Origin of the sequence: Micromonospora sp. NPDC049114, assembly GCF_040648635.1 — a bacterium.
Taxonomy (GTDB): Bacteria; Actinomycetota; Actinomycetes; order Mycobacteriales; family Micromonosporaceae; genus Micromonospora.
Map to the genome: position 1 here is coordinate 343,919 of NZ_JBEZEA010000002.1, position 23,385 is coordinate 367,303.

Sequence of the window (23,385 nt, forward strand, 5' to 3'; positions counted from 1 at the left end):
CCCATGACATCCCGCCTCGGCGGCACCGCGCTGACCCTCGCCTACGACCGGCGCACCATCTCCGAGGATCTGACCGTGGCGGTGCCCGACCGGTCGTTCACGGTGATCATCGGACCGAACGCGTGCGGCAAGTCGACGCTGCTGCGCGCGCTGTCGCGGATGCTGCGCCCGAGCGCCGGCGCGGTGCTGCTGGACGGTCGGGACATCCACGACCAGCCCGCCCGCACTGTCGCCCGCACCCTCGGCCTGCTGCCGCAGTCGTCGATCGCGCCGGACGGGATCGGCGTCGCCGAACTGGTCGCCCGGGGCCGCTACCCCCACCAGGGTCTGCTGCGGCAGTGGTCGCGCGAGGACGAACGGATCGTCGACGAGTCGATGGCCGCCACCGGGGTCGCCGACCTCGCCGACCGGCCGGTGGACGAGCTGTCCGGCGGCCAGCGCCAGCGCGTCTGGATCGCCATGGCACTGGCCCAGCAGACACCACTGCTGCTGCTCGACGAGCCGACCACGTACCTCGACATCGCCCACCAGATCGAGATCCTGGACCTGTGCGCCCGGCTGCACGAGGAGCAGGGCCGTACGCTGGTCGCGGTGCTGCACGACCTCAACCACGCCGCCCGGTACGCCACCCACCTCATCGCGATGCGTGACGGGCGGGTGGTGGCCGCCGGCGATCCCCGCGAGGTGGTCACCGCCGATCTGGTGGCCGACGTGTTCGGGCTGCCCTGCCGGGTCATCGACGACCCGGAGACGGGCACCCCGCTTGTCGTCCCCGCAGCCCGTCGACGCGCGACCGAGCCGGCATGAGCACGCGGCTCTTTCGCGACAGGTGGGGCGTGCCGCACGTACGCGCCGACGACCCGCTCGCCCTCGCGACGGCACAGGGTCGGGTGACCGCGTACGACCGGGCGTGGCAGATCGAGGTGGAGCGGCACCGGTCGGCGGGCACCAGCGCGGCCTTCCTCGGCGTCGACGCGCTCGCCTGGGACCGGTTCGCCCGCCAGGTCCGGCTCGACGACACCGCCCGCCGCTGCCACGCCAACCTGGACGCGGCGACCGCCGAATGGGTGGGCGCGTACGTGGACGGGGTGAACGCCGGCCTCGCCGCCGGGGCGGCCCGCGCGCCGGAGTTCGCCGCCACCGGCCTGACCCCGGGCCGGTGGGACCCGTGGACGCCGCTCGCGGTGTGGCTGGGGCACCACATCCTGTTCGCGGGGTTCCCCGGCAAGCTCTGGCGCGAGCACGTCGCACGTTGCCTCGGCCCGGCGGCGGTCGAGGTGTTCGCCACCGACGGGCCGGCCGTCGCCGGCAGCAACGGCTGGCTGCTCGCCGGTTCCCGCACCGCTACCGGCGCCGCGCTGCTCGCCGGCGACCCACACCGGATTCTGGAGGACCCGGGCGTCTACCAGCAGATCCGGCTGGCCTGCCCGGAGTACGACGTGGTCGGCCTGGCCGTGCCCGGCGTCCCGGGCATCGCGCACTTCGGCCACACCCAGGCGGTGGCGTGGGCGATCACGAACGCAATGGCCGACTACCAGGACGTCTACGCCGAGCGGCTGCGCCGGCACGACACCGGGGTGCAGGCGCTCGGCCCGGACGGCTGGCGCGAGGCGCACGTCCACGTCGAGACGATCGAGGTGGCCGGCGCGGAACCGGTCCAGGTGGAGGTGGTGGAGACCGACCGGGGGCCGGTGATCGCCGGCGGGCCGGACGACGAGACGGCGGCGAGCCTGCGCTACCCGCCCCGGGTGCGCGGCGAGCTGGGGTTCGCAGCGCTACCGGAGCTCCTGCGTGCCCGCACCGTGTCCGATGTGGACAACGCCCTGCGGCACTGGGTGGAGCCGGTCAACGTGGTGCAGGCGGCGGACACCGCCGGCGGGCTGCTGCACCGGGTCGCCGGGGTGGTGCCGCTGCGGCACCCGGACAACTGCCGCCGTGTGGTCCCGGCCTGGGAGGCCGCGTACGCCTGGCGCGGCTGGCACGCGCCGATGCCCCGCGCCGAGGTGACCGGCCGGGCGGTGATGGCCAACGAGCGGGGGCTGGCGGCGCCGCTCGGCGTCGAGTTCGCCGCCGGGCACCGCGCGCGCCGGATCACCGAGCTGCTCGACGCGGGCCGGGACTGGACGGCCGCGCAGATGCCCGCCGTGCACACCGACACGCACCTCGGGTCGGCCGGACCGCTGCTCGCGGTGCTCGACGGGCTGGGAGGGCTCGGCCCCGCCGCCGCCGCGCTGCGCGACCGGCTGCTGCGCTGGGACCGCCGGATGAGCGCCGACAGCACCGACGCGGCGGAGTTCGCCCTCCTGCGGGCCGCTGTCGTCCGGCGGATCGCCGCCCACCCGGCCCTGGCCACGCTGGCCGAGCCGCCCGCGTACCCCGAGGTGTTCGCGCCCTGGTTGGCGCTGACGCCGCGGGTCGGCTACGCGCTGGAGCACCTGCTCGCCGGCAGGTCGCTGCCCGGCGTGGACCCGGCGGCGGAGGTACGCGCGGCGGCCGAGGAGGTCGCCGCCGCGGCGGCCGGCCCGGTGCCCTGGGGTGACCTGCACCGGCTGGCGGCCTGGCGGGCGCTGCCCGACCCGGACGCGACACCCGGTCCCCGCCTCGACGGCGACCACGACTGCGTGCTGGCCACCTCCAGCGTGCCCGGGGTCACCCACGCGTGCTTCCGGGGGCCGGCCGCGCGGTTCGTCTGGGACCTGGCCCGCCGCCAGGACAGCCGCTGGGTGGTCCCGCTGGGCGCCAGCGGCGTGCCCGGCGATCCGCACCACGACGACCAGCAGCCCGCGTGGCTGGCCGGCGAACTGCTGCCGGTCACCACGGACTGGGACCGCCTCACCGAGGAGACCGATGAGCACTGACGGTCAGCACCACCGGCGCGACGTCCCCGGGTTCGGGGTGGTCACCATCCGCCCGGTGCGCCCGGACGAGGACGCCGACCTGCTGCACGGCTGGGTCACGACCGAGCGGGCCCGGTTCTGGGGAATGCGCGAGGCCAGCCGCGAGCGGGTGCGGGAGATCTACGCGTACCTGGATTCGCTCACCACGCATCACGCGTACCTGGCGCACCGCGACGGCGTGCCGGCGGCGCTGGTGCAGACGTACGAGCCGGGAGCCGATCCGGTCGGCGGGTGCTACGAGGTGCGCCCCGGAGACATCGGCGTCCACCTGCTCGTCGGGCCCCCGGGAAGCGTCGAGCGGGGTTTCACCGGCGCGTTGTTCGGCGCGATCCTGGAGTTCGTCTTCACCGACCCGACCCGACTGCGGGTCGTGATGGAACCGGACGTCCGCAACGACCGGATGCTGCGGCGGCTCCTGCGCAGCGGGTTCCGGGCCGGCCCGGTGATCGACCTGCCCGAGAAGCAGGCGCGGCTGCACTTCCTCGACCGCCCGGAGGGCACCGGCTGAGCCACACCGCCGCCGACTGAGCCACACCGCCGACTGAGCCCGCGACGACGCCGGCCGCCGACCGGGATGCGTGCGGCACCCCGACCGGCGGCCAGCCGCCCTCACCGCAGACCGAACGCCCGGGTGATGCTCTGGCTCACGGTGTTGCCGGCCGTGTCCCGCGCGCTGGTCCGCAGGCTCACGAAGCGGGCCTTCGCCGGGGCGTCCAGGGTGGTACGCCAACCGTCGCCGTGGCGGGTGAGCCGCGGCTTCTGCCAGGTCCTGCCGTCGTCGTAGGACACCTCGACGGTCACCGGACCCACCGTGCCCGACACCCCGGGCAGGTGGGAGGCGACCACGGTGAGCGGCACCCGCCGCGACGCCGTACCGTCGCGGTCGATGGCCACCTGGTAGTCCAGCTGGATCATCGGCAGCACCTCCGAGGACTCCGCGCCGGTGGCCGCCGAGCGAAAGCCCCACTCGGTGCGGGTCTGCCGGGAGTACGGGTTGGTCCACGCCGCCCTGTCGTTCTCCACCACCAACCGGTACGGCAGCCGCTGCGCGGGCAGACCGCCCACCTGCAGGTACTCGGCGTTACCCCAGTTCAGCTCCTTGTCGCCCTGGTAGAGGGTGGTCCGGTTGACCATGTCGAAGTTGGCGTACGCCTCACCGATGTGCCCACCACCGTCGCCCCAGCCGGGCGCGGGCAGGTAGACGGTGTCCAGGTACCGGACCGGCACGTAACCCCCGCCCATCCGGGGCCGCTGGATCGGCCCGAACCACTCGACCCGACTCGACCGGTCCGCCGGGTAGGTGGCCACCGCCATCAGGTGCTGGCCGGTCTCACCGGCGATGAACGCGTCGTCGACCCACCGCTGGTCGGCGCTCACCCAGTCGGTCCGCCGGCCCTGCGCCGGAGCGGGCTCCTGGTTGCTCGACGCCCAACCCCGCCAGACGTCGGTGCGGAACTCCAGCGCCTTGCCCTGCCGGTAGTTGCGGAACTCCACGTCGACCCGGGCCAGTTGCCGCTTCGTCGGCCGGTAGGTGGGGTCGGCCGGCGCCGCGCCGCTCCAGTGGTGCGCCACGTCGTACAGGTAGGTCGTCTCCGGGTGCGAGTCGACGGTCAGCCGCACCGGGCCGCGCCCCAGCGCCGCGATGAGCTGGTCGCCCTCGTCGGCGCCGAGCGTCGCCACGGTCACCGGGGCCGGGCTCTCCGGGCTCCACGCCGCCTCGTCCCACGGTTGGAGCCGGCCGACGCCGTCGTTGACCACCAGCAGCAGCGTCGCCCCGGCCGCCGCGGCGGCCTGCGCCCGGGCGGCGATGTCCACGGTGTCGCTGCGCCGGACAACCACCGCCCGGTCCCGGACGGGGTGCTTCGCCAGCCCGGCCGCCGACGCGTCGGCGACGTACACCGCGTCCATCTGGCGGCGACCCGCCGGCAGTGCGGGGGTCGCCCGCTTGACCAGCAGATCGTCGTACGACCGGCCGCCGGCCGCCACGGTCAGCGCCGGCTGTTCCAGCCGCCACCGGGCGCCGAACTCGAACTCGCCGTCGGTGACGGCGCGGCCCGTCGGCAGCGCCCACATGCTGTCGTACGAGTCGTCGGGCAGCACCTGGCTCTCGGTGAGGCCGTTCGCGGTGGACCGGTGGATGTCCATCCGCAGCGCGGTGGCGGTGGCCTCCTGCGGCACCTCGGCGCGCACCTGGCGGGCGGCCCGCGCGTCCAGGGTGACGGTGCGGTCGGTGTTCAGGTTGACGTCGGTGAAGCCGAGCATCGCCATGCCCTTGGAGCGCGGCCCGTGCACACCGCGCACGTCGGTGGTGAGCCAACCGGACCAGTTCGCCACCGGCAGCCGCAGCGTCGCGGTGCCGCTCTCGGGCAGGTCAACGGCGGTGAACAGGCCGTCGGTGGTGAGGATGACCTTGCCGGCGAGCGGCTTGCCGTCCCGGTCCTTCGCGACAAGCGTCAGGTTCTGCCGCTGGCCCTCCTTGCCCGCCCCGATCAGGGTGCGACCGCGCACCGTACCGGCACCGTCGGTGGCGATGATCGCGCCACTGACCTGCTTCTCGACCGGCAGCCGGTCGTACGCCGCGGTGAGCGTCACCGTCGCGGTGCCGGCGGCGGGCACGGTGACCGTGTCGGCCGACAGGGCGAAGAGGCCGGCCGGCGCGGTCGGCGCGTCGACGGACAACGTCAGCGTGATCGGCGTGCTGGCGGTGTTGGTGTAGGTGACCGTCCGGTCGACAGTCCCGCCGGGCTGCTGCGGCCACGCCTGGAAGCCGGAGTAGGCGCTCGGCGTGGCGAAGACGGTGGCGTGCACGGCGGCGACCGCGTCCACCCGGCCCGCGCCGGCCTGGTACGGGGTGTAGTCCGGGGTGGCCTTGACGGTGCTGACCAGCGCCTCCTTGATGCGCTGACCGGTCCAGTCGGGGTGCGCGGCGGCGACCAGCGCGGCCGTGCCCGCCACGTGCGGCGTCGCCATCGACGTGCCGCTCATCAGCGTGTAGTCCCCGGACCCGCGTACCTGGTGGGAGCGGGCGGCCAGGATGTCCACGCCGGGCGCGGTGATCTCGGGCTTGAGCCCACCGTCACCGGCGCGCGGACCCTGGCTGGAGAAGTCGGCGAGGTGGTCGGTGGAGTCGACGGCGCCCACGGTGAGCGCGGAGTTCGCCGCGCCCGGGCTGCCGATGCTCGCCGGGCCGCTGTTGCCGGCGGCGATCACGAAGAGCGCGCCGGTCTCGGCGCTGAGGCGGTCGACCGCCTGGCTCATCGGGTCGCTGCCGTCGGTGGCCTCACCGCCCAGGCTCATGCTGACGACCCGGGCCTTCTGCTCGCGGGCGGCCCACTCCATGCCGGCGATGATCCACGAGTCCTGCCCGCTGCCCTCGCTGTTGAGCACCTTGCCGACGTGCAGCCGGGCGCCGGGAGCGACGCCCCGCTCGACACCACCGGACGCGGCGCCGGTCCCGGCGATCGTCGACGCGACGTGCGTCCCGTGTCCCTTGTAGTCGAGGATGTCGGGCTCCTCGGGCACGAAGCTGCTCGACGCGGTGATCTGCCCGGCCAGGTCCGGGTGCTCGGCGTCCGCGCCGGAGTCGAGCACCGCGACGTCGACACCGGCGGCGGTGTTGCCCCCGGCCCAGACGGCCGGCGCACCGATCTGCGCGGTGGACTCGGCGAGGTCGGCGTGCACCCGGCCGTCCAGCCAGACCTTGGCGATGCCGCCCGCGAGCGTCGGGGCGGCACCGGCGCGGCGGGCCGTGCCGGTGGTGAGCGCGCCCCAGAACTTCTCGGCGGTGCCACGCGGGCGGGTCAGCGCGGCGCCCCGCACACTGTCCAGCGGCCGGACCAGCTCGGCACCGTCCACGGTGGGCCGGGTGCGGGCGCGGGCCGCGGCGTCGGTGAGCGTCACGATCAGCGGCAACGCGTCCGAGTGCGCGTCGTCGTACCCGTCGGCGATGAGGTCGGTGACGTTGAACAGTTTGCGGTCCAGCAGACCGCCGGTGACGTACGGCAGCGCGGCGTCCGGGTAGACGTAGGTGTCGCCGTCGAGCACCGTACGGTGGAAGGTCGGCGTGCTGCCGTCCGGCCGGCGGACGGTCGAGACGGTGCTGCCGTCGGCCGCGGTCGTGACGGTGACGATGTCGCCGGTGATCAGGGTGACGGTGGACGCCCGGCCCGGCGCTGCCGGCGGCTGGCCGACGGGGCGGGCCGGGTTGTTCGGCGGGGCGGCCGACGCCCCCGTGCCGGGTGGGGTGAACCCGGCGGCCAGTGTGAGGGCGGCACCGAGGGCGATCAGCCCGGATCGGCGGCGCCTGGAAGACAGAGCCACGATGACCTCTTTGTGTCGAGGAGCGGTACGCAGCACAGCATCACGGCAACGCCCACCCCCCGTACCCCGCCGCCCCCAGGCGCGTTGACGCCATGACGCAACCCCGCCACCCCCTCCGCGCCCCTCCCTCCGCGCCTTCCCCCGCCGATCTTGCACTTACTGTCGTCGATCTATCCCGATTCACGGCTTTCGTGGGGACAGAAAGTGCAAGATCGGCGCGGGGAGAGGGGTGGGGGTCAGGGGTGGTGGGTGGTCAGTTTGGCCAGTTGGTCCAGCTGGGTCGGGTCTGCCAGGGCTGATCCGACGGCTGCCACGCGTACGCCCGCGTCGAGGAACGCGGCGGCGTTGCCCGCGTCCAGGCCGCCCGTGGCGACGAAGCGCAGCTGCGGCAGGGGGCCGGCCATGGCCCGGAACCAGGCCGGCCCGAGGGAGATCGCGGGGAACGCCTTGAGCCAGGTCAGGCCGTGCCGCAGCGCCTGCTGCGCCTCGGTGGGGGTGGCCACGCCGGGCAGGTGCGGCAGGCCCCGGGCGGCGGCGGCGTCGGCGACCGTGAGGTCCAGACCGGGCGCGACGGTGAAGCCTGCGCCCGCGTCGGCCGCCGCCGCGACCTGCTCGGCGTCGAGCACGGTGCCGGCGCCGACGATCCGGCCCCGCGCCGCGCCCGCCTCGACGGCGGCGCACAGGGCGGGCACCGCGTCCGGGGTGGCCACCGGCACCTCCACCACGAGGATGCCGAGGTCCCAGGCGCGCTCGGCGAGCCGGACGGTCTCGGCGACCGGCAGGCCGCGCAGGATCGCCATCACCCGGGCACCGCCGAAGATGTGCGCGAAGTCCGCTGTGGTCATGGTCCACTCCATCCGAGGTCACGGGAGATCTGCTGGGTGGTGGCCAGCAGTCGGGGTAGCAGGCGGCGCAGGTCGGCGAGGGTGGCCACCACCGTCGGGGCGGTCACCGACACCGCCGCGCTGACCGATCCGTCGGCCTGGCGCACCGGCGCGGCCACACAGGTGATCAGTGGCTCGAACTCGCCGTCGTCGGCGGCCCAGCCCTGCTCGGCGACGGCCGCCAGCTCCGCGCGCAGGGCGGCCGGGTCGCAGATGGTGGCCGGGGTGTACACCCGCAGCGCGGCGCCCTCGACCAGCCGGGTCAGCTGCGGGCGATAGGCGAGGACCACCTTGCCGACCCCGCTGGCGTGCAGGGGCGCGGTGCGGCCGATCCGGGAGTACATCCGCACCTGACCACGGGCCTCGATCTTGTCCACGTAGACGAGGTCGTCGTCGACCAGCTGTGCCAGGTGGATGGTGTGCCCGCAGTCCCGGCCGAGCGCCGCCAGGTGGGGACGCGCCACCGCGCGTACGTCCAGGGAGTCCAGTGCCTGCTGCGCGAGGTCGATCAGTCGCAGGCCCACAGTCCAGCCGCCGTCGGTGCGGCGGGCGAAGCCGCCCGACTCGAGGGTCTGCAACAGTCGCAGCGCGGTGGACTTGTGCACGCCCAGGTCGGCGGCCACACCACCGAGCTGCGCGGGCTCGCGCGCCAGCAGTTCGAGCACGCGCATCGCCCGGTCGACGCCCTCGGACACCTCAGCCCTCCGCCGGCACGCGGGTCAGGTCGGGTGGTGACCAGGGGCCGTCGAGCAGCCGCTGAAACCAGGGCCACTGTGGCAGCGGCGCGTTGTCGCCGGCACTGCCCAGCGCCTGCGCGGCGACGAGGTGGCCGAGGCGCAGGCGCCGCTCCGGGTCGAGGTGGCGCAGCAGCCCGGCCAGGTAGCCGGCGGCGAACGCGTCTCCGGCGCCGACCGGTTCCACCACCGACACGCGGGGCGCCGCGACGATCACCGGTGCGGCGTCGCGGGACAGGGCGGTGGCGCACACCGCGCCGTCCTTGACGACCACCGTCCGTGGGCCGGGCAGCAGCCGGCGTACCGCGGCGGCGTCGGCGGCGCCCCAGAGGGCGTACGCCTCGTCCTGGCCGACGAAGACCAGGTCGCTGCGGTCGGCGAGGTCACGCAGCACCGGCGCGGCCCGCTCGGCGGGCCAGAGCCGCGCCCGGTGGTTGACGTCGAAGCTGACCAGCGCGCCCGGCAGCGGCCGGTCGGTCACCGCGTGCTCGACCAGCGCCCGGCAGGAGGCGGAGAGCGCCGGGGTGATCCCGGACAGGTGCAGCACCCGCGCGCCGGCCAGCCGTGGGTCGGCCAGCGCGCTCGCGTCCATCCGGGACGCGGCCGAGCCCGCCCGGTAGTAGTGCACGGCGGTGCTCGTCGGGCCCGGATCCTTGAGGTAGAGGCCGGTCGGGGCGGCCGGGTCCACACCCACCAGGTCGACGCGGACGCCGGCGTCGGCGACGTGTCGGACGACGGCTCGGCCGAAGGGGTCGTCGCCGACGCGGCTCACCCAGGTCGTCCGGTGGTCGAGGCGGGCCAGGTAACCGGCCACGTTGGACTCCGCGCCGCCGACCGAGACGGCGACCCGCCCGGCGTGCTCCAGCGGCTCGCCCGGCGGTGGGCACAGCACGACCATGGTCTCCCCCACCGTGACGACCTCGGCCGGCGGGGAGCCGGCCGGGGCGGCAGCGGGGTCGGGTCGGGGCTTGCTCGACATGGCGGCACACGTCCTCGGGGAAGGGTCCGGGGCGCCGCCGAGCCTAGGCGCGTTGTGCCAGCCGAGCAACCCGTTGCGCTGAGCGCAACGCAGGTCAGGGCAGGGTCAGCCCGTACGCGGCCAGCACCTCGGCGATGGGCTGGTAGTAGGTGGTGCCGCCGGAGGTGCAGTTGCCGCTGCCCCCGGAGAGGATGCCGAGGATGGTGCCGGTGGACGCCACGTACAGCGGGCCGCCGCTGTCCCCCGCCTCGGCGCAGATGTTCGTGCGGATCAGGCCGTAGATCACGCCGGTGGCGTAGTTGACGGTCTGGTTGAGGCCGGTGACGCTGCCGCAGCGGACCCCGGTCGTGACGCCGCTGCGGCACACCGCCTGACCGACGTACGCGGTGCCGGGGCCGTTGATGGTGAGCAGCCCGGGATAGGTGTAGACGGCGCTCGGGTGGGCGATCCGGCCGGTGTAGCGGATCAGCCCGTAGTCGTCGCCGGGATAGCTGGTGGCGGTACGGGTGCCGAGGACCGTGGTCTGCGCGCTGTCGGCGTACCAGGTGGCGGCGGCGGTGGTGCAGTGGCCGGCGGTGATCACGTAGTAGGTGCTGCCGCTGCGCGCGTTCGCGCCGAGCGAGCAGCGCGCGCCGCCGCCGTAGATGCCCTGCCCACCGGCGATCAGGGGACGCAGCGTTCCGGGCTCGTGGCGCAGCAGCGCACCGGCCCGGTCGGCCACCGCCCGCAGCACGGTCAGCTCGCCGGGGGCCACGGTGTCGTCGACGGTGACTGTCATCCGGCCGGTTGCGGGGTCGAGGCCCCAGGCGGTGCCCGCGGTGCGTACCCCGGTCAGCAGGGCGGCCGGGTCGGCGGCGGGCGCGGCGGCCCGGTCGGGGACGGCAGCCTGCGCCGCGCCGGGCGCGACGAGCAGCAGGACGGTCAGGACGAGGGCGACCAGCGGGGAGCGGCGCATCCGAACCTCCGAAGAGATCGAGATTGATGGATGCGGTAAAGCATCGCCCGGCGTCCGACGCCGAGGCAACCTCCGGTCGTCCTCTTCCCCGACCGGTGGGAATCGCCGATCCGGGGACGGCCCGCGCCGAGGCCGCCGATAATCCTCGCAAGACACGGCGGGAGGCCGGGCATGACCACCGGAGGCACCGGGGCGCTGGTACGCCGGCTGGACGGGTCGACCCGGGCCACGCTGCTGGAACTGCTCTTCGACGTGGTCTTCGTGGCCGCGCTCGCGCAGACCTCGAAGCTCCTCGCCGACCAGGAGTCCTGGGCCCACAGCGGCGCGGCGTTGCTGATGCTGACGGCCATCTGGTGGACCTGGTCGGTCACCACCACCACCACCGAGTTCTACGACCCGCAGCAGCGCCCCATCCAGGCCATCCTGATGATCGCCATGGTCGGCTCGGTGGGGATGGCGGCATCGCTGCCGATGATCACCACCGGGCAGGCGATGGTCTTCGCGCTCGCCTACGTCGGCACCCACGTGGTACGCGGCATCGTCCTGGTCAGCACGTTGTACCGGCAGCAGCACCACGCGGCCATGGCGCGCGCCACCCGGTTCCTGTTCTGGTTCCTGGTGTCCGGTGTCCTCTGGATCATCGGCGCGCTGGCGGAAACCGCGCGGTGGTGGATCTGGATCATCGCGATCGCGATCGACCTGCTCTCCGCGGCGGCGCGCTATCCCACACCGCGGCTCGGCCGGGTGCCGCTCGACCAGTACAACCGGACCACGGCACACCTGGGCGAGCGGTACCAGCAGTTCGTCATCCTGGCCCTCGGCGACATCATCCTGGTGCCCACCCTGGAGGTCAGTCGCAGCGAATTCGACCGCCTCCGGGTCACCTCGCTGCTCTGCGCGTTCGCCATCATGCTGCTGCTCTGGCAGATCTACGTCTTCCGAGCCGGCGAGTTGCTCGAGACCGCTGCCGCGTCGGTGCCCGGCAGGTCCACCCGGATCGCTCCGTACACCCATCTGGTGCTGCTGGTCGGCGTGGCCGTCACGGCGGCCTCCTTCGACCTGGTCGTCGACCGGCCGACCGGACCGACCCCGGCACGGTGGCTGATGCTGATCATCGGCGGACCGCTGGTGTTCGTGCTCGGCCGCGCGCTGTTCACCTACCTGCTGTCCTCACACGTGCCGTGGCGGCGAGTGGCGACGCAACTGCTGCCCCTGTTGCTGCTGCCCTGGGCCGGCGGCTGGCCACCGGTGCTGGTCACCGCGATCGTGGCCCTCGCGCTGGCCGGGCACGTCCTGATCCCCGGTGCCGGCGACCGGGAAACCACGCGCGGGCTCCGACCACGATGACCCGCCGGGCCGGACGACCCGCGACGGTCAGACGAGGTGCCGACCGGCCCAGTCGGCGAGGTCCCGGGCGCAGGCGTCCACCGACTCCCGCCACGTGCGGGCAGCGCCGTCGCCCGCCTCGTCGCTGACCTGCTTGATCAACCGGCAGGGCACACCGGCCTGGGCGGCGGCCCAGGCCACCGCGTACCCCTCCATGTCGACCAGGTCGGCACGCTGGGCCAACCGGTCCCGCGCGTCGTCGTCGGCCACGAACGTGTCGCCGGTGGCCAGCACCGCCCCCTCGGCGGCCAGGGCCAGCGGCGCCCCGTAGGTCTCGCCGGTGAGCGTGCGCAGCAGGTCGGTGTCCAGGTCGTGTTGGAGCACTGTGGCGACCTCGTGGATGCCCGCCCACCCCTGACGCAGCGCCCCGGCCGTGCCCAGGTTGAGCAGCAGGCTGGGGCGCGGCCCCGCGGCAAGCACCGCCGCGACCGCGCTGGCGGCGTTGACCTTGCCCATGCCGGTGAGCAGCACCGGCAGGTCGGGCGGCAGGTAGCGGGCCTCCTCCCCCACCGCGAGCACCACCAGCGGACGATCAGCGCGGACCGTACCCCGAAGAATCACCGGAGCATCCTAAGGGCCGTCGTCGACGGCCCGCTGTGCACCCAGTCACCATCCAGGTTCGTCCCACCGCACGTCCAGACTCGTGCGGCAGGCTGGGCCCGCGACCATCGGACCCGCCCGGCCACACCGCCGCCGACCACCGGCGACGCCGCCCGGGGGTCCGGGCCGCCGACGAGAGAGGTGACGAGGGTGTACGACGGACAGGAGTTCCTCCGCGACAAGCGCTGGTGCCTGAGCAGGCGGACGCTGCTGACCGGAGCCGGCGCACTCGGCGCGGCGGGGCTGCTGAGCGCCTGCGGTGCCGGCGACAGCTCGGCCGACCGGACGGCTGCCGCCCCGGGCACCGTCCTGGCCCACACCGGCGACGTGCCGGTCGGCGGCGGCACTGTCGTCGACGGGGTCCTGGTCGTCCAGGCCGAGGCCGGCACCTTCACCGCGTACGACGCGACCTGCCCCCACCAGGGCGTACGGGTCGGCGCACCGCGCGACGGAGTGATCACCTGCCCGGCGCACAACTCCACGTTCGCGGTCGGCGACGGCTCCCGCCTGGGCGGGCCCGCCACCCGGGGGCTCACCGAGATCCCCGTACGGGTCGACGGCACCGACATCGTCCGCGCCTGACCGCCGTCCCGCGGGCGGTCAGTCGTCGGTGAACCGGTACAGCACGAAGTCCTTGTCCGCCCCGCACGCGATCACCCGGGTGTTCCACGAACAGGACGCGCTGCGCACGTCGACGAGCTGGCCCAACTCGTCGACGTCGCCCGACTCGGCCCACACGCCGGCCACGCTGCGGTTGTCCGCCACCGTGCTGGTCGGCTCGGCGAAGACGAGCAGGTTGCCGGCGTCCAGTCGGGCCGCCACGCCGGGGCGGTCGGTCAGCACCGCCTTGCCGGCGGCGTCGAAGAGGGTGACTGTCGCCTTCGGGTACTCCCGTTGGGTCAGCACCTGCTCGCCGACCGGGACCAGACCTGTCGCGCCCGGCGCCGACCAGGAGATCGCCGGCTTCCCCTCGGTCGCCGCGACCACCTCGGTGCGCTCGGCCTCGCTGTTGCGCACCTGCACCAGGCAGGCCCGCCGCTCGCCGCAGGCCACCAGCGTCTTCGGCCGGTACTCCGCGTTCCCGGCCCGGTAGAGGACCACCGGCGCCGCGTCGGAACCCAGGTCGTACGCCAGCACCTGGTACCCGCCGTCGGTTGGGGCCACGTACAGGCGGTCCTCGTGCGCCACCACCAGGTCGTCGAGGTCGGCGACGTTGCCCCACTCGCGCAGCACCGAGCCGGAGGACATGTCGAGCAGCCGCGCCGACCGGTCGGCCCCGATCTGCACGAGCCGTCGCCCCTTGCCCGTCCACGGGTCGCGGGCCCCACCGTCGAGGTACGCCGGCCCACCCGCCGCCTCGTCGGTGCCCACCGGCCGGACGACGGTACGCGCGCCGCCGTACTGGTCACGCGGGTTGGGCCTGTTCCACTTGTCGGTGCCGTCGCCCAGCTTCAGGCCGACCAGCCGCCCAGCGGCCCGGTCCACCAGCACTGCGGTGTCGTCGGAGAAGTAGACGTCGTCGTCACCGCGGACCGCCCGGTGCCAGCGCTGGGCGCCGGAGCGGGCGTCCAGGACGGCCAGTTCACGCGGCGTGCTGTCGCCCGGCGCGTCGGCGAGGACCGCGACCGCCCCCGGTACGGCCACCAGGCCGGCCCAGTCGTCGGCGGTGACACCGGTCTGCCGGCGCCACAGCTCGTCGCCGGTGCCGGTGTCGACGGCGATCACCTCCAGCCGGTCGTCCGGCAGCGGGTACCCGAGGTAGGCCCGGTCGCCGAGCACCGCTGTCCACATGCCGCCGGGCCGCTCGGCGCCGGCCGGCACCCTCGACAGCTCGCGCAGCGTTCCGAACTCCAGGTCCGGGTAGCGGTCCCGCAGCAGGTAGAGCGTGGCCGCGGTGGCCACCCCGGCCAGGGCGAGCACCGCCCCGAGCACCACCCACCGGGCCCGCCGCCAGGTCGTACCGCCGGGCGGGGTGGGCGTCGGCGTGGCATTCGCCGCGCCGACCAGCGTGCCCCCGGCGCCCGGCGGCTCCGGCACGGTCGGCGCGAGCGCCGGCGGCCAGCCGGGGCCGCCCGGCCGGGCCGCCGCCGGCCCGGGTTGCGACGGTACGGTCGGCGCGCTCGACGCCGCAGCCGGCGCAGGCGGACCCGCGAAGGCCGGCGCGGCCGGGGCGGGCGGGCCGGCCGATGACGGTACGGGCAGCGCGGGCGCAGCTGCCTGCGGTCCCGCGTACGCCGGCAGCGCTCGGCGCAGCGGCAGGTCCGTCAGCGCGCCCTCGGCCACCGGCAGCTCCGGCTGGTCCAGCACCGTCGGCGCCACCCCCAGCTCGGCGTGCAGCATCCGAGCGACGAGCGGAATCCGCGACGAGCCGCCCACCAGGAACAACCCGGCGAGCTGGTCGGGGCGCAGGCCGGCCGCGGCGATGACCTCCCGGGCCCGCTGCACCGCCCGGTGCAGCAGCGGCGCGGCCACCCGCTCGACGTCCTCCCGCGTCAACCGCACCGCCTCGGCCACCCCCGGCACCGCGACCGGGGCCACTGCTGAACGCGACAGCGTCTCCTTCGCACCGCGCACCTCGTCCCACAGCCGGACCTGGTCGCGGCGCTGCGCCGCATCCGACGGCCGGACCAGCCGGGCCCACCGTCGGGCGTGCCGCTCGCCGAGCAGCTCGCCCACCCGCCGCACCAGCGCCGCGTCCAGATCGAGTCCACCCAGGTCGGGCAGGCCGCCGTCGGCGACCACGCGGAAGCCGGAGTCACCCCACGGGTCGGCGCCCTCGTTGCGCAGCACCGCGACGTCGAGCGTGCCGCCGCCGAAGTCGAACACCGCGATCGCGCCGCCGACCGGCACCGGCCGGTGCAGCACCTGCGTGTAGTAGCGGGCGGCGGCCACCGGCTCGCGCAGCAGCCGGGTGCCCGGCGGCGTCGGCCCGGCGAGGGTGTGCTCGGCAGCCTGCGGCCAACCCGCCCGCAGCAGCGCGTCGGCCAGCACCTGCCGGCGCGTGTCGTCCCAGGCAGCGGGGCAGGTGAGCACGGCCGGAGGCAGGAAGCCGACGGCGTCCACCGCGGCCCGACCGACAGCCGTCAGCACCGCGGCGAGCAGCTCCGCCGGCGCGTACGCGCGGTCACCGAGCTGCACGGTCGGCTCGTCCACCCGCCGCTTCGGGTTCGCCTCGAACCGGGCCGGGTCGGCCTGCGCCAACCGCCGGGCGTCCATCCCGACGTGCAGGGTGCCGTCCGGGTCGGCGTACACGGCGGACGGGCTGACCGGCTGACCGTCCATCAGCAGCGGACGGGTCCGCCCGTCCGGCCACCGCAGCACGGCGACCGTGTTGGACGTACCGAGGTCGACACCGAGGGCGTAACCCTCGTGCTGGCCTGCCATCTGCCGATACCTCCGCCGCGACGAGGGAAACTCAGCCCCGCATCGTACGCAGTCCGCGCCGCCGGCCCGATCGGTCGGTGCGCAAGCCGCGTCGCACCGACAGACCGGCCCTGGTGGTGCGGCCGGGACGTAAGCGAACCGCAAGATCTCCCGGCTCGGGGCCGTCCGCTCCGCTGGCTAGGCTGGCCCGGGAGGTGGCCGGTGGCGCAGCGGGTGCTCGTGGTCGACGACGATCGCACCGTCAGCGACGTGGTGTGCCGCTACCTGGAACACGCCGGGTACGAGGTGAGCCACGTCGGGGACGGTCTGGCCGCTCTGGAGGCCGTCCAGGACCGGCCGCCGCACCTGGTCGTGCTGGACCTGATGCTCCCCGGGCTGGACGGGTTGCAGGTGTGCCGGCGGCTGCGGGAGCGGCCGGACGGCGTACCCATCATCATGTTGACCGCGCGCGGCGACGAGGCGGACCGGGTGCTCGGCCTGCAACTGGGCGCCGACGACTACCTGGGCAAGCCGTTCTCGCCGCGGGAGCTGGTGCTGCGGGTCGGTTCGGTGCTGCGCCGCGCCGGTGAGCCGGCCGCGCCGGCGGCCGAACTGCTGGCCGACGCGGGGCTGGAGGTGGCCACCGGGCCACGGATCGCCCGGCTGCACGGCCGCGAGCTGGCCCTGACTCTGCGCGAGTTCGACCTGCTGGCACACCTGATGCGGCACCCGACGCGAGCGTTCAAACGCACCGAGCTGCTGGAACGGGTGTGGGGGTGGAACTTCGGCGACCAGTCCACGGTGACCGTGCACGTGCGGCGGCTGCGGGAGAAGATCGAGGACGACCCGGCCGAACCCCGACGGATCGTCACGGTCTGGGGCGTCGGCTACCGGTACGAGCCGGCCGATGCGTGACCTGGCGCTGATCTTCGGGGCGGCGCTCACGGCCGCGCTCGGCGTGGGCCTGCTGGGCGCGGCAGCCCTGCGGATGCTGCGCCACAGGTCGATCACCGTGCACGTCTGTGTCCTGCTCACCGTCACCGTGGCCGCCGTGGTGGCCGGGGTGGTGGTGGTCGCCCAGGCGATGTTCCTGTCTCCGCACGACCTCCAGGTGGTCCTGCTCACGGTCGCCGCGGCGGCGGTCGTGAGCCTCGGCGTGGGCTGGTACTTCGGGCGTCGACTGGCCGTGGCCGCGGTCTGGGCGGCCCAGGCCCGGGAGCGGGAGCGGCGGGTCGAGAAGGGCCGCCGGGACCTGGTGGCCTGGGTGTCACACGACCTGCGGACGCCGCTGGCCGGCCTGCGGGCGATGGCCGAGGCGCTGGAGGACCGGGTGGTCGACGACCCGGCGACGGTCGCCGAGTACCACCGGCGGATCCGCCTGCAGACCGACCGGATGACCCGCCTCGTCGACGACCTGTTCGAGCTGTCCCGGATCAATGCGGGGGCGCTGCGCCTGACCCTGTCGGCGGTGCCGCTCGGTGAGGTGGTCTCCGACGCGTTGGCCGGCACCGCGCCGCTGGCAAAGGCCCGCCGCATCCGCCTGGTGGCCGCCGAGTCGGGTTGGCCCACGGTGCTGGCCAGCGAGCCCGAGCTGGCCCGGGTCGTGGGCAACCTGCTGCTCAACGCGGTGCACTACACGCCGAGCGACGGCACCGTACGGGTGGACGCCGGGTGTGAGAGCGACGCCGCCTGGCTGGCGATCGCCGACACCTGCGGTGGCATTCCGGAGGACGACCTGCCCCGGCTGTTCGACGTGGCGTTCCGGGGTGAGCCGGCCCGTACGCCGCGCTCCGGTGGGGAGGGCTCCGGCGGGCTGGGGCTGGCGATCGTGCGCGGGCTGGTCGAGGCCCACGGCGGCCGGGTGGACGTGCAGAACGTCGTCGGCGGCTGCCGATTCGTGGTCCGCCTCCCGGCGGCCTGACGCCCGCGGCGTCAGCGGCCCGTTGCCAGTTCACCGAACCAGCGTCGCCCCCGCCGGAACACGTCCCGCACCGCCAGCCCGGCGGCGTCGGCGACCGGGTGCACGGCGCGCGCGTCCAGCCGGGCCCAGCGGAAGGCCGGGCCGAGCAGCATCCGGCCGGCGCGCTGCTCGGCGGCCACCCGGGCCAGGCCCTGCCACAGCCCCGCGCCGGGCGGCTCCAGCTCGACCAGCACCGTGCCGCCTGGAGCGAGAAGTTCCCGGCAGCGGCGCAGCAGCGCCACCGGCTCGCCGCCGATGCCGACGTTCCCGTCGATCAGCACCGCGTGTGCCCACCGGCCCTCGCCGGGCAGCCGCTCGAACAGGTCACCGTGCACCGCCACCGCGCCCCGGGCCCGCGTCAGCCGTACCGCCGTCGCGGAGACGTCCACACCGACCGCCGTCCGGCCGGCCCTGGTCAGCGCCACGGTCAGCCGCCCGGGCCCGCAACCGAGGTCGAGGGTCGGCCCGGCACACCGGTCGACCAAGCCGACGACCGCCGGCTCGGCCGGTCCGTGCCAGCGGTCCACCGGTAGCCGGCTGCGGACACCGTCGCCGTGCACCAGCCACCGTCCTCGGGCCGCACGGTCGGCGAGGGCGGCAGCGAACGGATCCGCCACCGTGCCCGCCGCCGACCCGTCGTGCCCCCGCGCCAGCGACCTCGTCGACGTCGTCTCGATCGGGGCGGTGTCGACGGGGTTCACCGACGACCTCCCGGCAGCAGGGCGAAGCGGACCGCCGCGACCTGTCGGGCGAACCGGCCCTCGGGCGCCTCGACGGCCACCGCGAGGGCGTCGGACCACTCGTCGACGTCGCGCAGCACCGGCAGCGGCGCGGAACGCAGGCCGCGTGCGGTCAGGGCCGCCCACGTGTCGTGGCCGGTGTCCGGCGTCGACATCGGCACGTCGCGCAACACCCGGGCGTGCCGGGGATCGCGCAGCCCGAGCGACCACCAGCCGCCGTCGCGCGCCCGGCCGAGCACCGCGTCGGTGGCACCCAGCCGCACGACCGCCGCGGCCAGCCCGGTCGGCGTCACCTGCGGGGTGTCCATCCCGATCTGGAGTACCTGCCGTCCCGGGTACGCCGCCGCGACCTCGGCGTACGCGTTGGCGAGCCGCTCGCCCAGGCCGACGCCGCGCTGGTCGAGGACCGACCAGCCGGCCAGCGCGGCGGTCAACGCGTCGGCGTCCTCCGCCTCGGTCAGCCGGCCCGTCCAGGCCAGCACCGGCGTGACACCGGGGGTGGCGCGGACGGCGTCGAGGGTGTCGCGCAGCGCGGCGGCGGCGATCCGGGCCGCCTGCGCCGGAGTGGCCGGCGGGCAGAGCCGCGTCTTCACGGCCCCCGCGACGGGCGCCTTGGCGACCACCAGCAGAACGGTCACCGGGGGCCCTCCACGGTGCGCAGCACGCCGGCGAAGTCACGGGTCGCTCGCAGGGTGCCCCGCACCGAACCGGACACCTTGGAGCGGGTGCCGACGGCCCGGGGCGCGTAGGTGACGTCCAGCTCGTGGATCCGCCAGCCGGCGGCGGCGGCCCGGATCAGCAGTTCGAGGGGGTAGCCGAAGGCCCGGTCGGTGACGCCGAGGTCGAGCAGCGCCTCGCGGCGGGCCACCCGGATCGGGCTGAGGTCCCGCAGCGGTACGCCCCGACGGCGCAGCAGCGCGGCGACCAGCGCCGTACCGGCGCGGGCGTGCCACGGCCACACCCCGGCCCCGACCGGGCGTCGCCGGCCCACGCTGAGGTCGGCGGTGCCCGCCAGCACCGGCGCGACCAGGGCCGGCAGCTCGGTGGGGTCGAACGATCCGTCGGCGTCGAGGACGCACACCACCTCGGCATCGGCGGCCTCCAGGCCGGCGTGCACCGCTGCGCCGTAGCCGCGCCGGGGCTCGTGCACCACCCGGGCGCCGTGCCGGGCGGCCACCTCGGGCGAGCCGTCGCGCGAGCCGTTGTCCACCACGATGGCCCGGTAGCCGGGCGGCAGCGCGGTGAGCACGCCGGGCAGGGCGGCCGCCTCGTCCAGGCAGGGCAGCACCACGTCGATCTCAGTCGGCATACCGCCGACGCTAGGGCGACAAGCCAGCGGTGGAGGCGCAAATGTGCTTACCGAACCCTTACCACCTGGGCATTTCTTACCGTCCGGTGACGGGCCGCCGATTGGCGAGCGCGGAGGCGGGCTGTCGCCGTACCGTCCGGTGGTCATGGCCTCGACCACCGCTCTCGCCGCCGCCCCTGGGCGGACCCCGCCCCGCCGCCGGGCCGGGGACCTTCTGGTGCTGGGCGTGGAGGCGGCGCTGCTCGCCGCCGCCGTGCTGGTGGGTGCCGTGCTCAACGCGCGTGGCGCCGGGCTGCACGCCGACGCCGCTCCGCTGTACGCGACGTGGCGGCCGCACGTCGGCTGGGGCAGCCCCGCCGCACTGGCCGTGGCCGTCGCGGTGGTGGGCTGGGGAGCCCGGTGGGCGCGCACCGCCCGGTGGGGTGTCCTGCTGGCTGCCGCGTGGTCGACCGCTGTCGCCTGGACGTTGTCGTTGGCCCTGGTGGACGGCTGGACGGCGGGGCTGACCCGGCGGCTCACCCCGCAGGCCGAGTACCTGCACGAGGTCCCCGGGGTGACCGACATCCCGGCGATGCTGGCCGGCTTCGCCGGCCGGATCGTCGACTTCCAACCCGACGCGTGGTCCACCCACACCGCCGGGCACCCTCCGGGCGCGCTGCTCATCTTCGTCTGGCTGGACCGCATCGGTCTCGGCGGAGGTGCCGCCGCCGCGCTGGCCTGCGTGCTCGTCGGCGCGACGGTAGCGGTGTCGGTGCCGGTGACCCTGCGGGCACTCGGCGCACCCGACGCGGCCCGCGCGGTGCTCCCGTTCCTGGTGCTGCTGCCGGGGGCGGTCTGGGTGGGCGCGTCCGCCGACGGCATCTTCGCCGCCGTGGTCGCGGCCGGCCTCGCGCTGCTGGCGGTCCGTGGCCGCGTCGCCGCTCTGGCCGGCGGGGTGCTGCTCGGGTTCGCGCTGTACCTGTCGTACGGGTTTCTCCTGGTCGGTGTGCTCGCGCTGGCCGTGGTGACGCTGCGCCGTACGCACCGTCGGGGCGCGCTGCTCGCCGCCGCCGTCGGGGTCGCGGCGGTGATCGCGACCTTCAGCGCGGCGGGCTTTCACTGGTGGGTCGGCTACCACCTGGTCGTCGAGCGGTACTACCAGGGCTGGGCCGCCGACCGTCCGTACGCCTACTGGGTGTGGGCCAACCTGGCCGCGCTGCTGCTCAGCGCCGGGCCCGTGCTCGGGCCGGCGCTGCGCCGCGTGCTGTCGGGCGCACGGTCGCCGTGGCCGGGGCTGCGCGCTGCGCTGCCGGCTGCCGCCCCCACCCCGGCGGGCGGGCCGGCGCCGGGTGGGCCGCGCTTCGGGCCGGGCGCGGCCGCGAGCGGGTGGCGGGCCGTCGGCCGGCTGGCCACGCCTGCGGCAGCAGCGGTACGCGCAGCCGGGCCCACTGTGCTGCTACCGCTGGCCGCCCTGGTGGCGGTGCTCGGCGCGGACCTGTCCGGGCTGAGCAAGGCCGAGGTGGAGCGGATCTGGCTGCCGTTCGTGGTGTGGCTGCTGGTGGCCACCGCCCACCTGGAGACGGGGTCCCGGCGCTGGTGGCTGGCCGCGCAGGCGCTCACCGCCCTGGCCGTCAACCACCTGGTCTGGACGGTCTCCTGACCAACGGCCGCGCCGAGGCGCCATCGCACCGCCCGGCCGCACCGCCGCACCACCCGGCCGCCTGGTCCCGCCGCCGCATGGCCTGGCCGCCCCGCCGCAGCCCCATCGGCCACCCCGCCACTCCGTTGAGCGGTATGACTCTGAGGAATATTTATGACTCACCGTCATACCGCTCAACGGCAGTACCGGCTCGTCACCGCGCGCGCCAACCGGAGCGAGCACCACCGCCCGAGCCAGCACCACCGCCCGTCAAGCACCGCGCGGCGCGAGCATCCCCAGCGCGCGCACCACTCGGCGTGGACGGGCGGCAGGCGGCGGTCGGTCAGCCTGCGACGGCGGCTGGTTCCCGGAGCGGGTCGGTGGCGAAGCCGGCCACACCCTCGGCGAAGCCGACACGCGCCGTGTAGCCGAGCAGTTCCACGGCCCGGCGGGGGTCGGCCACCACGTGCCGCACGTCGGCCGTGCGGGCCCCGCCCACCACCTGCGGGGCGGGCCCGCCCATCGCCTCGGCCAGGGTGACGGCCAGCTCCCCGACCGTGTGCGGCTCGCCCGAGCAGACGTTCACCGGCACCAGCGTGGCGGGCGGCGCGCTGCTGTCCAGGGCCAGCAGGTTGGCCCGCGCCACGTCGGTGACGTGCACGAAGTCCCGCCGTTGCCGGCCGTCCTCCAACACGCGGGGCGCCACGCCGGCCGCCAGCGCCGACCGGAAGATCGATGCCACCCCGGCGTACGGGGTGTCGCGGGGCATACGGGGGCCGTACACGTTGTGGTACCGCAGCGCCCACACCGCGCCGCCGGTCTGCCGGGCCCAGGCTGCGGCCAGGTGCTCCTGGGCGAGCTTGCTGGCGGCGTACGTGCTGCGGGGTTCCAGCGGCGCGTCCTCCGGCACGAGCACCGGATCGAGTCCTCGGCCGCAGTGTGGGCAGGTCGGGTCGTACCGGCCGGCTGTCACGTCCTCGGACCGGCGGGGCGCGGGGCGCACCGTGGCGTGCTCGGGGCAGGCGTAGCGCCCCTCGCCGTAGACCACCATCGAGCTGGCCAGCACCAACCGGCCGATGCCCGCCCGGTGCAGCGCCGCCAACAGCACCGCCGTGCCGTAGTCGTTGTGCGTGACGTAGTCGGGGGCGTCCGACGGGTCGAGGCCGTGGCCGACCATCGCCGCCTGGTGACAGACCGCGTCCACGCCGACGAGCAGCCGGTCCAGCAGGGGGCCGTCGCGGACGTCGCCGTGGACCACGTGGTGCCCGCGTGACCAGGTAGGCAGTTCACCGCCGTGCGCCTGGGGCAGCAGCGCGTCCAGCGCCACCACCTCGTGGCCTTGCTCGACAAGCAGGTCGACGACCTGCGACCCGATGAACCCGGCCGCGCCGGTGACCAGTACGCGCATGCCGGTCACGCTAGGGCGGACGGGACGCCCGGCGGGCCGGTTCGGCGGACCCGTAAGGAGTTCGCAACAGCTCGGCGGGTGCCCGCGCCCCGGTAAGCGTTCGGTAATGCGGTAAACCCGGCCCGGCCGTACCCCCGCGGTCTAACCTGCCGGCAGTGCCCGCCGCCGCCCCACGCGCCCGGCCGGGCCGACCGGTGTGGACGACAAGGCGTGTGACGGCGAGGAAGGGGCA

19 protein-coding genes are annotated in these 23,385 nt (G+C 75.3%); 8 read left to right on the top strand and 11 right to left on the bottom strand.

The window, feature by feature from the left end:
• Window positions 1-3: 3 nt before the first annotated feature.
• The 3 genes from AB0B39_RS09215 to AB0B39_RS09225 are packed head-to-tail and all read left to right on the top strand — an operon-like array spanning window position 4 to window position 3,405.
• Entirely contained in the window at window positions 4-807 is an 804-nt protein-coding gene (locus tag AB0B39_RS09215) for an ABC transporter ATP-binding protein (protein WP_357497310.1), read from the top strand.
• On the top strand, window positions 804-2,858 hold the full coding sequence (locus AB0B39_RS09220) for a penicillin acylase family protein (protein ID WP_357573960.1): 2,055 nt from the start codon (window positions 804-806) through the stop codon (window positions 2,856-2,858). The genes AB0B39_RS09215 and AB0B39_RS09220 overlap by 4 nt, the downstream gene beginning before the upstream one ends.
• Window positions 2,848-3,405, top strand: coding sequence for a GNAT family N-acetyltransferase (locus AB0B39_RS09225; RefSeq protein ID WP_357497314.1), 558 nt, complete (start codon window positions 2,848-2,850; stop codon window positions 3,403-3,405). The genes AB0B39_RS09220 and AB0B39_RS09225 overlap by 11 nt, the downstream gene beginning before the upstream one ends.
• Window positions 3,406-3,506: 101 nt before the next feature.
• Here AB0B39_RS09225 and AB0B39_RS09230 read toward each other — a convergent pair whose 3' ends face one another.
• From AB0B39_RS09230 to AB0B39_RS09250, 5 genes are all read right to left on the bottom strand, one after another.
• A complete protein-coding gene (locus AB0B39_RS09230) occupies window positions 3,507-7,217 on the bottom strand; it encodes a S8 family serine peptidase (protein ID WP_357497316.1) in 3,711 nt (1,236 codons plus the stop codon).
• Window positions 7,218-7,453: 236 nt separating this feature from the next.
• Complete coding sequence (locus AB0B39_RS09235) at window positions 7,454-8,062, bottom strand: bifunctional 4-hydroxy-2-oxoglutarate aldolase/2-dehydro-3-deoxy-phosphogluconate aldolase (protein ID WP_357573961.1); 609 nt, start codon at window positions 8,060-8,062, stop codon at window positions 7,454-7,456.
• A complete protein-coding gene (locus AB0B39_RS09240) occupies window positions 8,059-8,796 on the bottom strand; it encodes an IclR family transcriptional regulator (protein WP_357497320.1) in 738 nt (245 codons plus the stop codon). Before AB0B39_RS09240 ends, AB0B39_RS09235 begins: the two co-directional genes overlap by 4 nt.
• Window position 8,797: 1 nt before the next feature.
• Window positions 8,798-9,814: a sugar kinase gene (locus AB0B39_RS09245; protein WP_357573962.1), complete on the bottom strand. Its 1,017-nt coding sequence runs from the start codon at window positions 9,812-9,814 to the stop codon at window positions 8,798-8,800.
• 94 nt (window positions 9,815-9,908) lie between these two features.
• Window positions 9,909-10,769, bottom strand: coding sequence for a S1 family peptidase (locus AB0B39_RS09250; RefSeq protein ID WP_357497324.1), 861 nt, complete (start codon window positions 10,767-10,769; stop codon window positions 9,909-9,911).
• Between the two features lie 171 nt (window positions 10,770-10,940).
• Between AB0B39_RS09250 and AB0B39_RS09255 the strand changes: the two genes are divergently transcribed.
• On the top strand, window positions 10,941-12,116 hold the full coding sequence (locus tag AB0B39_RS09255) for a low temperature requirement protein A (RefSeq protein ID WP_357497326.1): 1,176 nt from the start codon (window positions 10,941-10,943) through the stop codon (window positions 12,114-12,116).
• Window positions 12,117-12,143: 27 nt separating this feature from the next.
• Here the strand turns inward: AB0B39_RS09255 and AB0B39_RS09260 are convergent, their stop codons facing one another.
• The gene (locus AB0B39_RS09260) at window positions 12,144-12,716 is read right to left on the bottom strand and encodes a nucleosidase (RefSeq protein ID WP_357573963.1); all 573 of its coding nucleotides are present in this window, start codon (window positions 12,714-12,716) and stop codon (window positions 12,144-12,146) included.
• Between the two features lie 189 nt (window positions 12,717-12,905).
• On the opposite strand from AB0B39_RS09260, the gene AB0B39_RS09265 reads away from it, so the two are divergent.
• Window positions 12,906-13,337 carry a Rieske (2Fe-2S) protein gene (locus tag AB0B39_RS09265; protein ID WP_357573964.1) on the top strand — a complete coding sequence of 144 codons (432 nt, stop codon included), beginning with the start codon at window positions 12,906-12,908 and terminating at the stop codon, window positions 13,335-13,337.
• Between the two features lie 18 nt (window positions 13,338-13,355).
• Here AB0B39_RS09265 and AB0B39_RS09270 read toward each other — a convergent pair whose 3' ends face one another.
• The gene (locus tag AB0B39_RS09270; RefSeq protein WP_357573965.1) at window positions 13,356-16,139 is read right to left on the bottom strand and encodes an Hsp70 family protein; all 2,784 of its coding nucleotides are present in this window, start codon (window positions 16,137-16,139) and stop codon (window positions 13,356-13,358) included.
• A 201-nt stretch (window positions 16,140-16,340) separates the two neighbouring features.
• Here AB0B39_RS09270 and AB0B39_RS09275 point away from each other — a divergent pair, with 201 nt between their 5' ends.
• Window positions 16,341-17,033 (top strand): response regulator transcription factor, encoded by a 693-nt coding sequence (locus AB0B39_RS09275; protein WP_007461060.1) that lies wholly within the window; start codon window positions 16,341-16,343, stop codon window positions 17,031-17,033.
• The gene (locus tag AB0B39_RS09280; RefSeq protein WP_357492125.1) at window positions 17,026-18,039 is read left to right on the top strand and encodes a HAMP domain-containing sensor histidine kinase; all 1,014 of its coding nucleotides are present in this window, start codon (window positions 17,026-17,028) and stop codon (window positions 18,037-18,039) included. Before AB0B39_RS09275 ends, AB0B39_RS09280 begins: the two co-directional genes overlap by 8 nt.
• 11 nt (window positions 18,040-18,050) lie before the next feature.
• On the opposite strand, the gene AB0B39_RS09285 is transcribed toward AB0B39_RS09280, so the two are convergent.
• From AB0B39_RS09285 to AB0B39_RS09295, 3 genes are all read right to left on the bottom strand, one after another.
• The gene (locus AB0B39_RS09285) at window positions 18,051-18,641 is read right to left on the bottom strand and encodes a class I SAM-dependent methyltransferase (protein WP_357574374.1); all 591 of its coding nucleotides are present in this window, start codon (window positions 18,639-18,641) and stop codon (window positions 18,051-18,053) included.
• A 134-nt stretch (window positions 18,642-18,775) separates the two neighbouring features.
• A complete protein-coding gene (locus AB0B39_RS09290; RefSeq protein ID WP_357573966.1) occupies window positions 18,776-19,456 on the bottom strand; it encodes a DUF2064 domain-containing protein in 681 nt (226 codons plus the stop codon).
• Window positions 19,453-20,127, bottom strand: a complete 675-nt coding sequence (locus AB0B39_RS09295) for a glycosyltransferase family 2 protein (RefSeq protein WP_234591555.1) — start codon at window positions 20,125-20,127, stop codon at window positions 19,453-19,455. Before AB0B39_RS09295 ends, AB0B39_RS09290 begins: the two co-directional genes overlap by 4 nt.
• 145 nt (window positions 20,128-20,272) lie before the next feature.
• On the opposite strand from AB0B39_RS09295, the gene AB0B39_RS09300 reads away from it, so the two are divergent.
• Window positions 20,273-21,766, top strand: coding sequence for a hypothetical protein (locus AB0B39_RS09300; protein WP_357573967.1), 1,494 nt, complete (start codon window positions 20,273-20,275; stop codon window positions 21,764-21,766).
• Window positions 21,767-22,088: 322 nt separating this feature from the next.
• Here the strand turns inward: AB0B39_RS09300 and AB0B39_RS09305 are convergent, their stop codons facing one another.
• Entirely contained in the window at window positions 22,089-23,153 is a 1,065-nt protein-coding gene (locus AB0B39_RS09305) for an NAD-dependent epimerase/dehydratase family protein (protein WP_357573968.1), read from the bottom strand.
• Between the last annotated feature and the right edge of the window lie 232 nt (window positions 23,154-23,385).

Coding starts and splice junctions, on each gene's coding strand:
- AB0B39_RS09300 (WP_357573967.1), top strand. CDS start 20,273: ATGGCCTCGACCACCGCTCTCGCCGCCGCCCCTGGGCGGACCCCGCCC.
- AB0B39_RS09215 (WP_357497310.1), top strand. CDS start 4: ATGACATCCCGCCTCGGCGGCACCGCGCTGACCCTCGCCTACGACCGG.
- AB0B39_RS09295 (WP_234591555.1), bottom strand. CDS start 20,127: ATGCCGACTGAGATCGACGTGGTGCTGCCCTGCCTGGACGAGGCGGCC.
- AB0B39_RS09255 (WP_357497326.1), top strand. CDS start 10,941: ATGACCACCGGAGGCACCGGGGCGCTGGTACGCCGGCTGGACGGGTCG.
- AB0B39_RS09270 (WP_357573965.1), bottom strand. CDS start 16,139: ATGGCAGGCCAGCACGAGGGTTACGCCCTCGGTGTCGACCTCGGTACG.
- AB0B39_RS09250 (WP_357497324.1), bottom strand. CDS start 10,769: ATGCGCCGCTCCCCGCTGGTCGCCCTCGTCCTGACCGTCCTGCTGCTC.
- AB0B39_RS09220 (WP_357573960.1), top strand. CDS start 804: ATGAGCACGCGGCTCTTTCGCGACAGGTGGGGCGTGCCGCACGTACGC.
- AB0B39_RS09245 (WP_357573962.1), bottom strand. CDS start 9,814: ATGTCGAGCAAGCCCCGACCCGACCCCGCTGCCGCCCCGGCCGGCTCC.
- AB0B39_RS09225 (WP_357497314.1), top strand. CDS start 2,848: ATGAGCACTGACGGTCAGCACCACCGGCGCGACGTCCCCGGGTTCGGG.
- AB0B39_RS09305 (WP_357573968.1), bottom strand. CDS start 23,153: ATGCGCGTACTGGTCACCGGCGCGGCCGGGTTCATCGGGTCGCAGGTC.
- AB0B39_RS09235 (WP_357573961.1), bottom strand. CDS start 8,062: ATGACCACAGCGGACTTCGCGCACATCTTCGGCGGTGCCCGGGTGATG.
- AB0B39_RS09280 (WP_357492125.1), top strand. CDS start 17,026: ATGCGTGACCTGGCGCTGATCTTCGGGGCGGCGCTCACGGCCGCGCTC.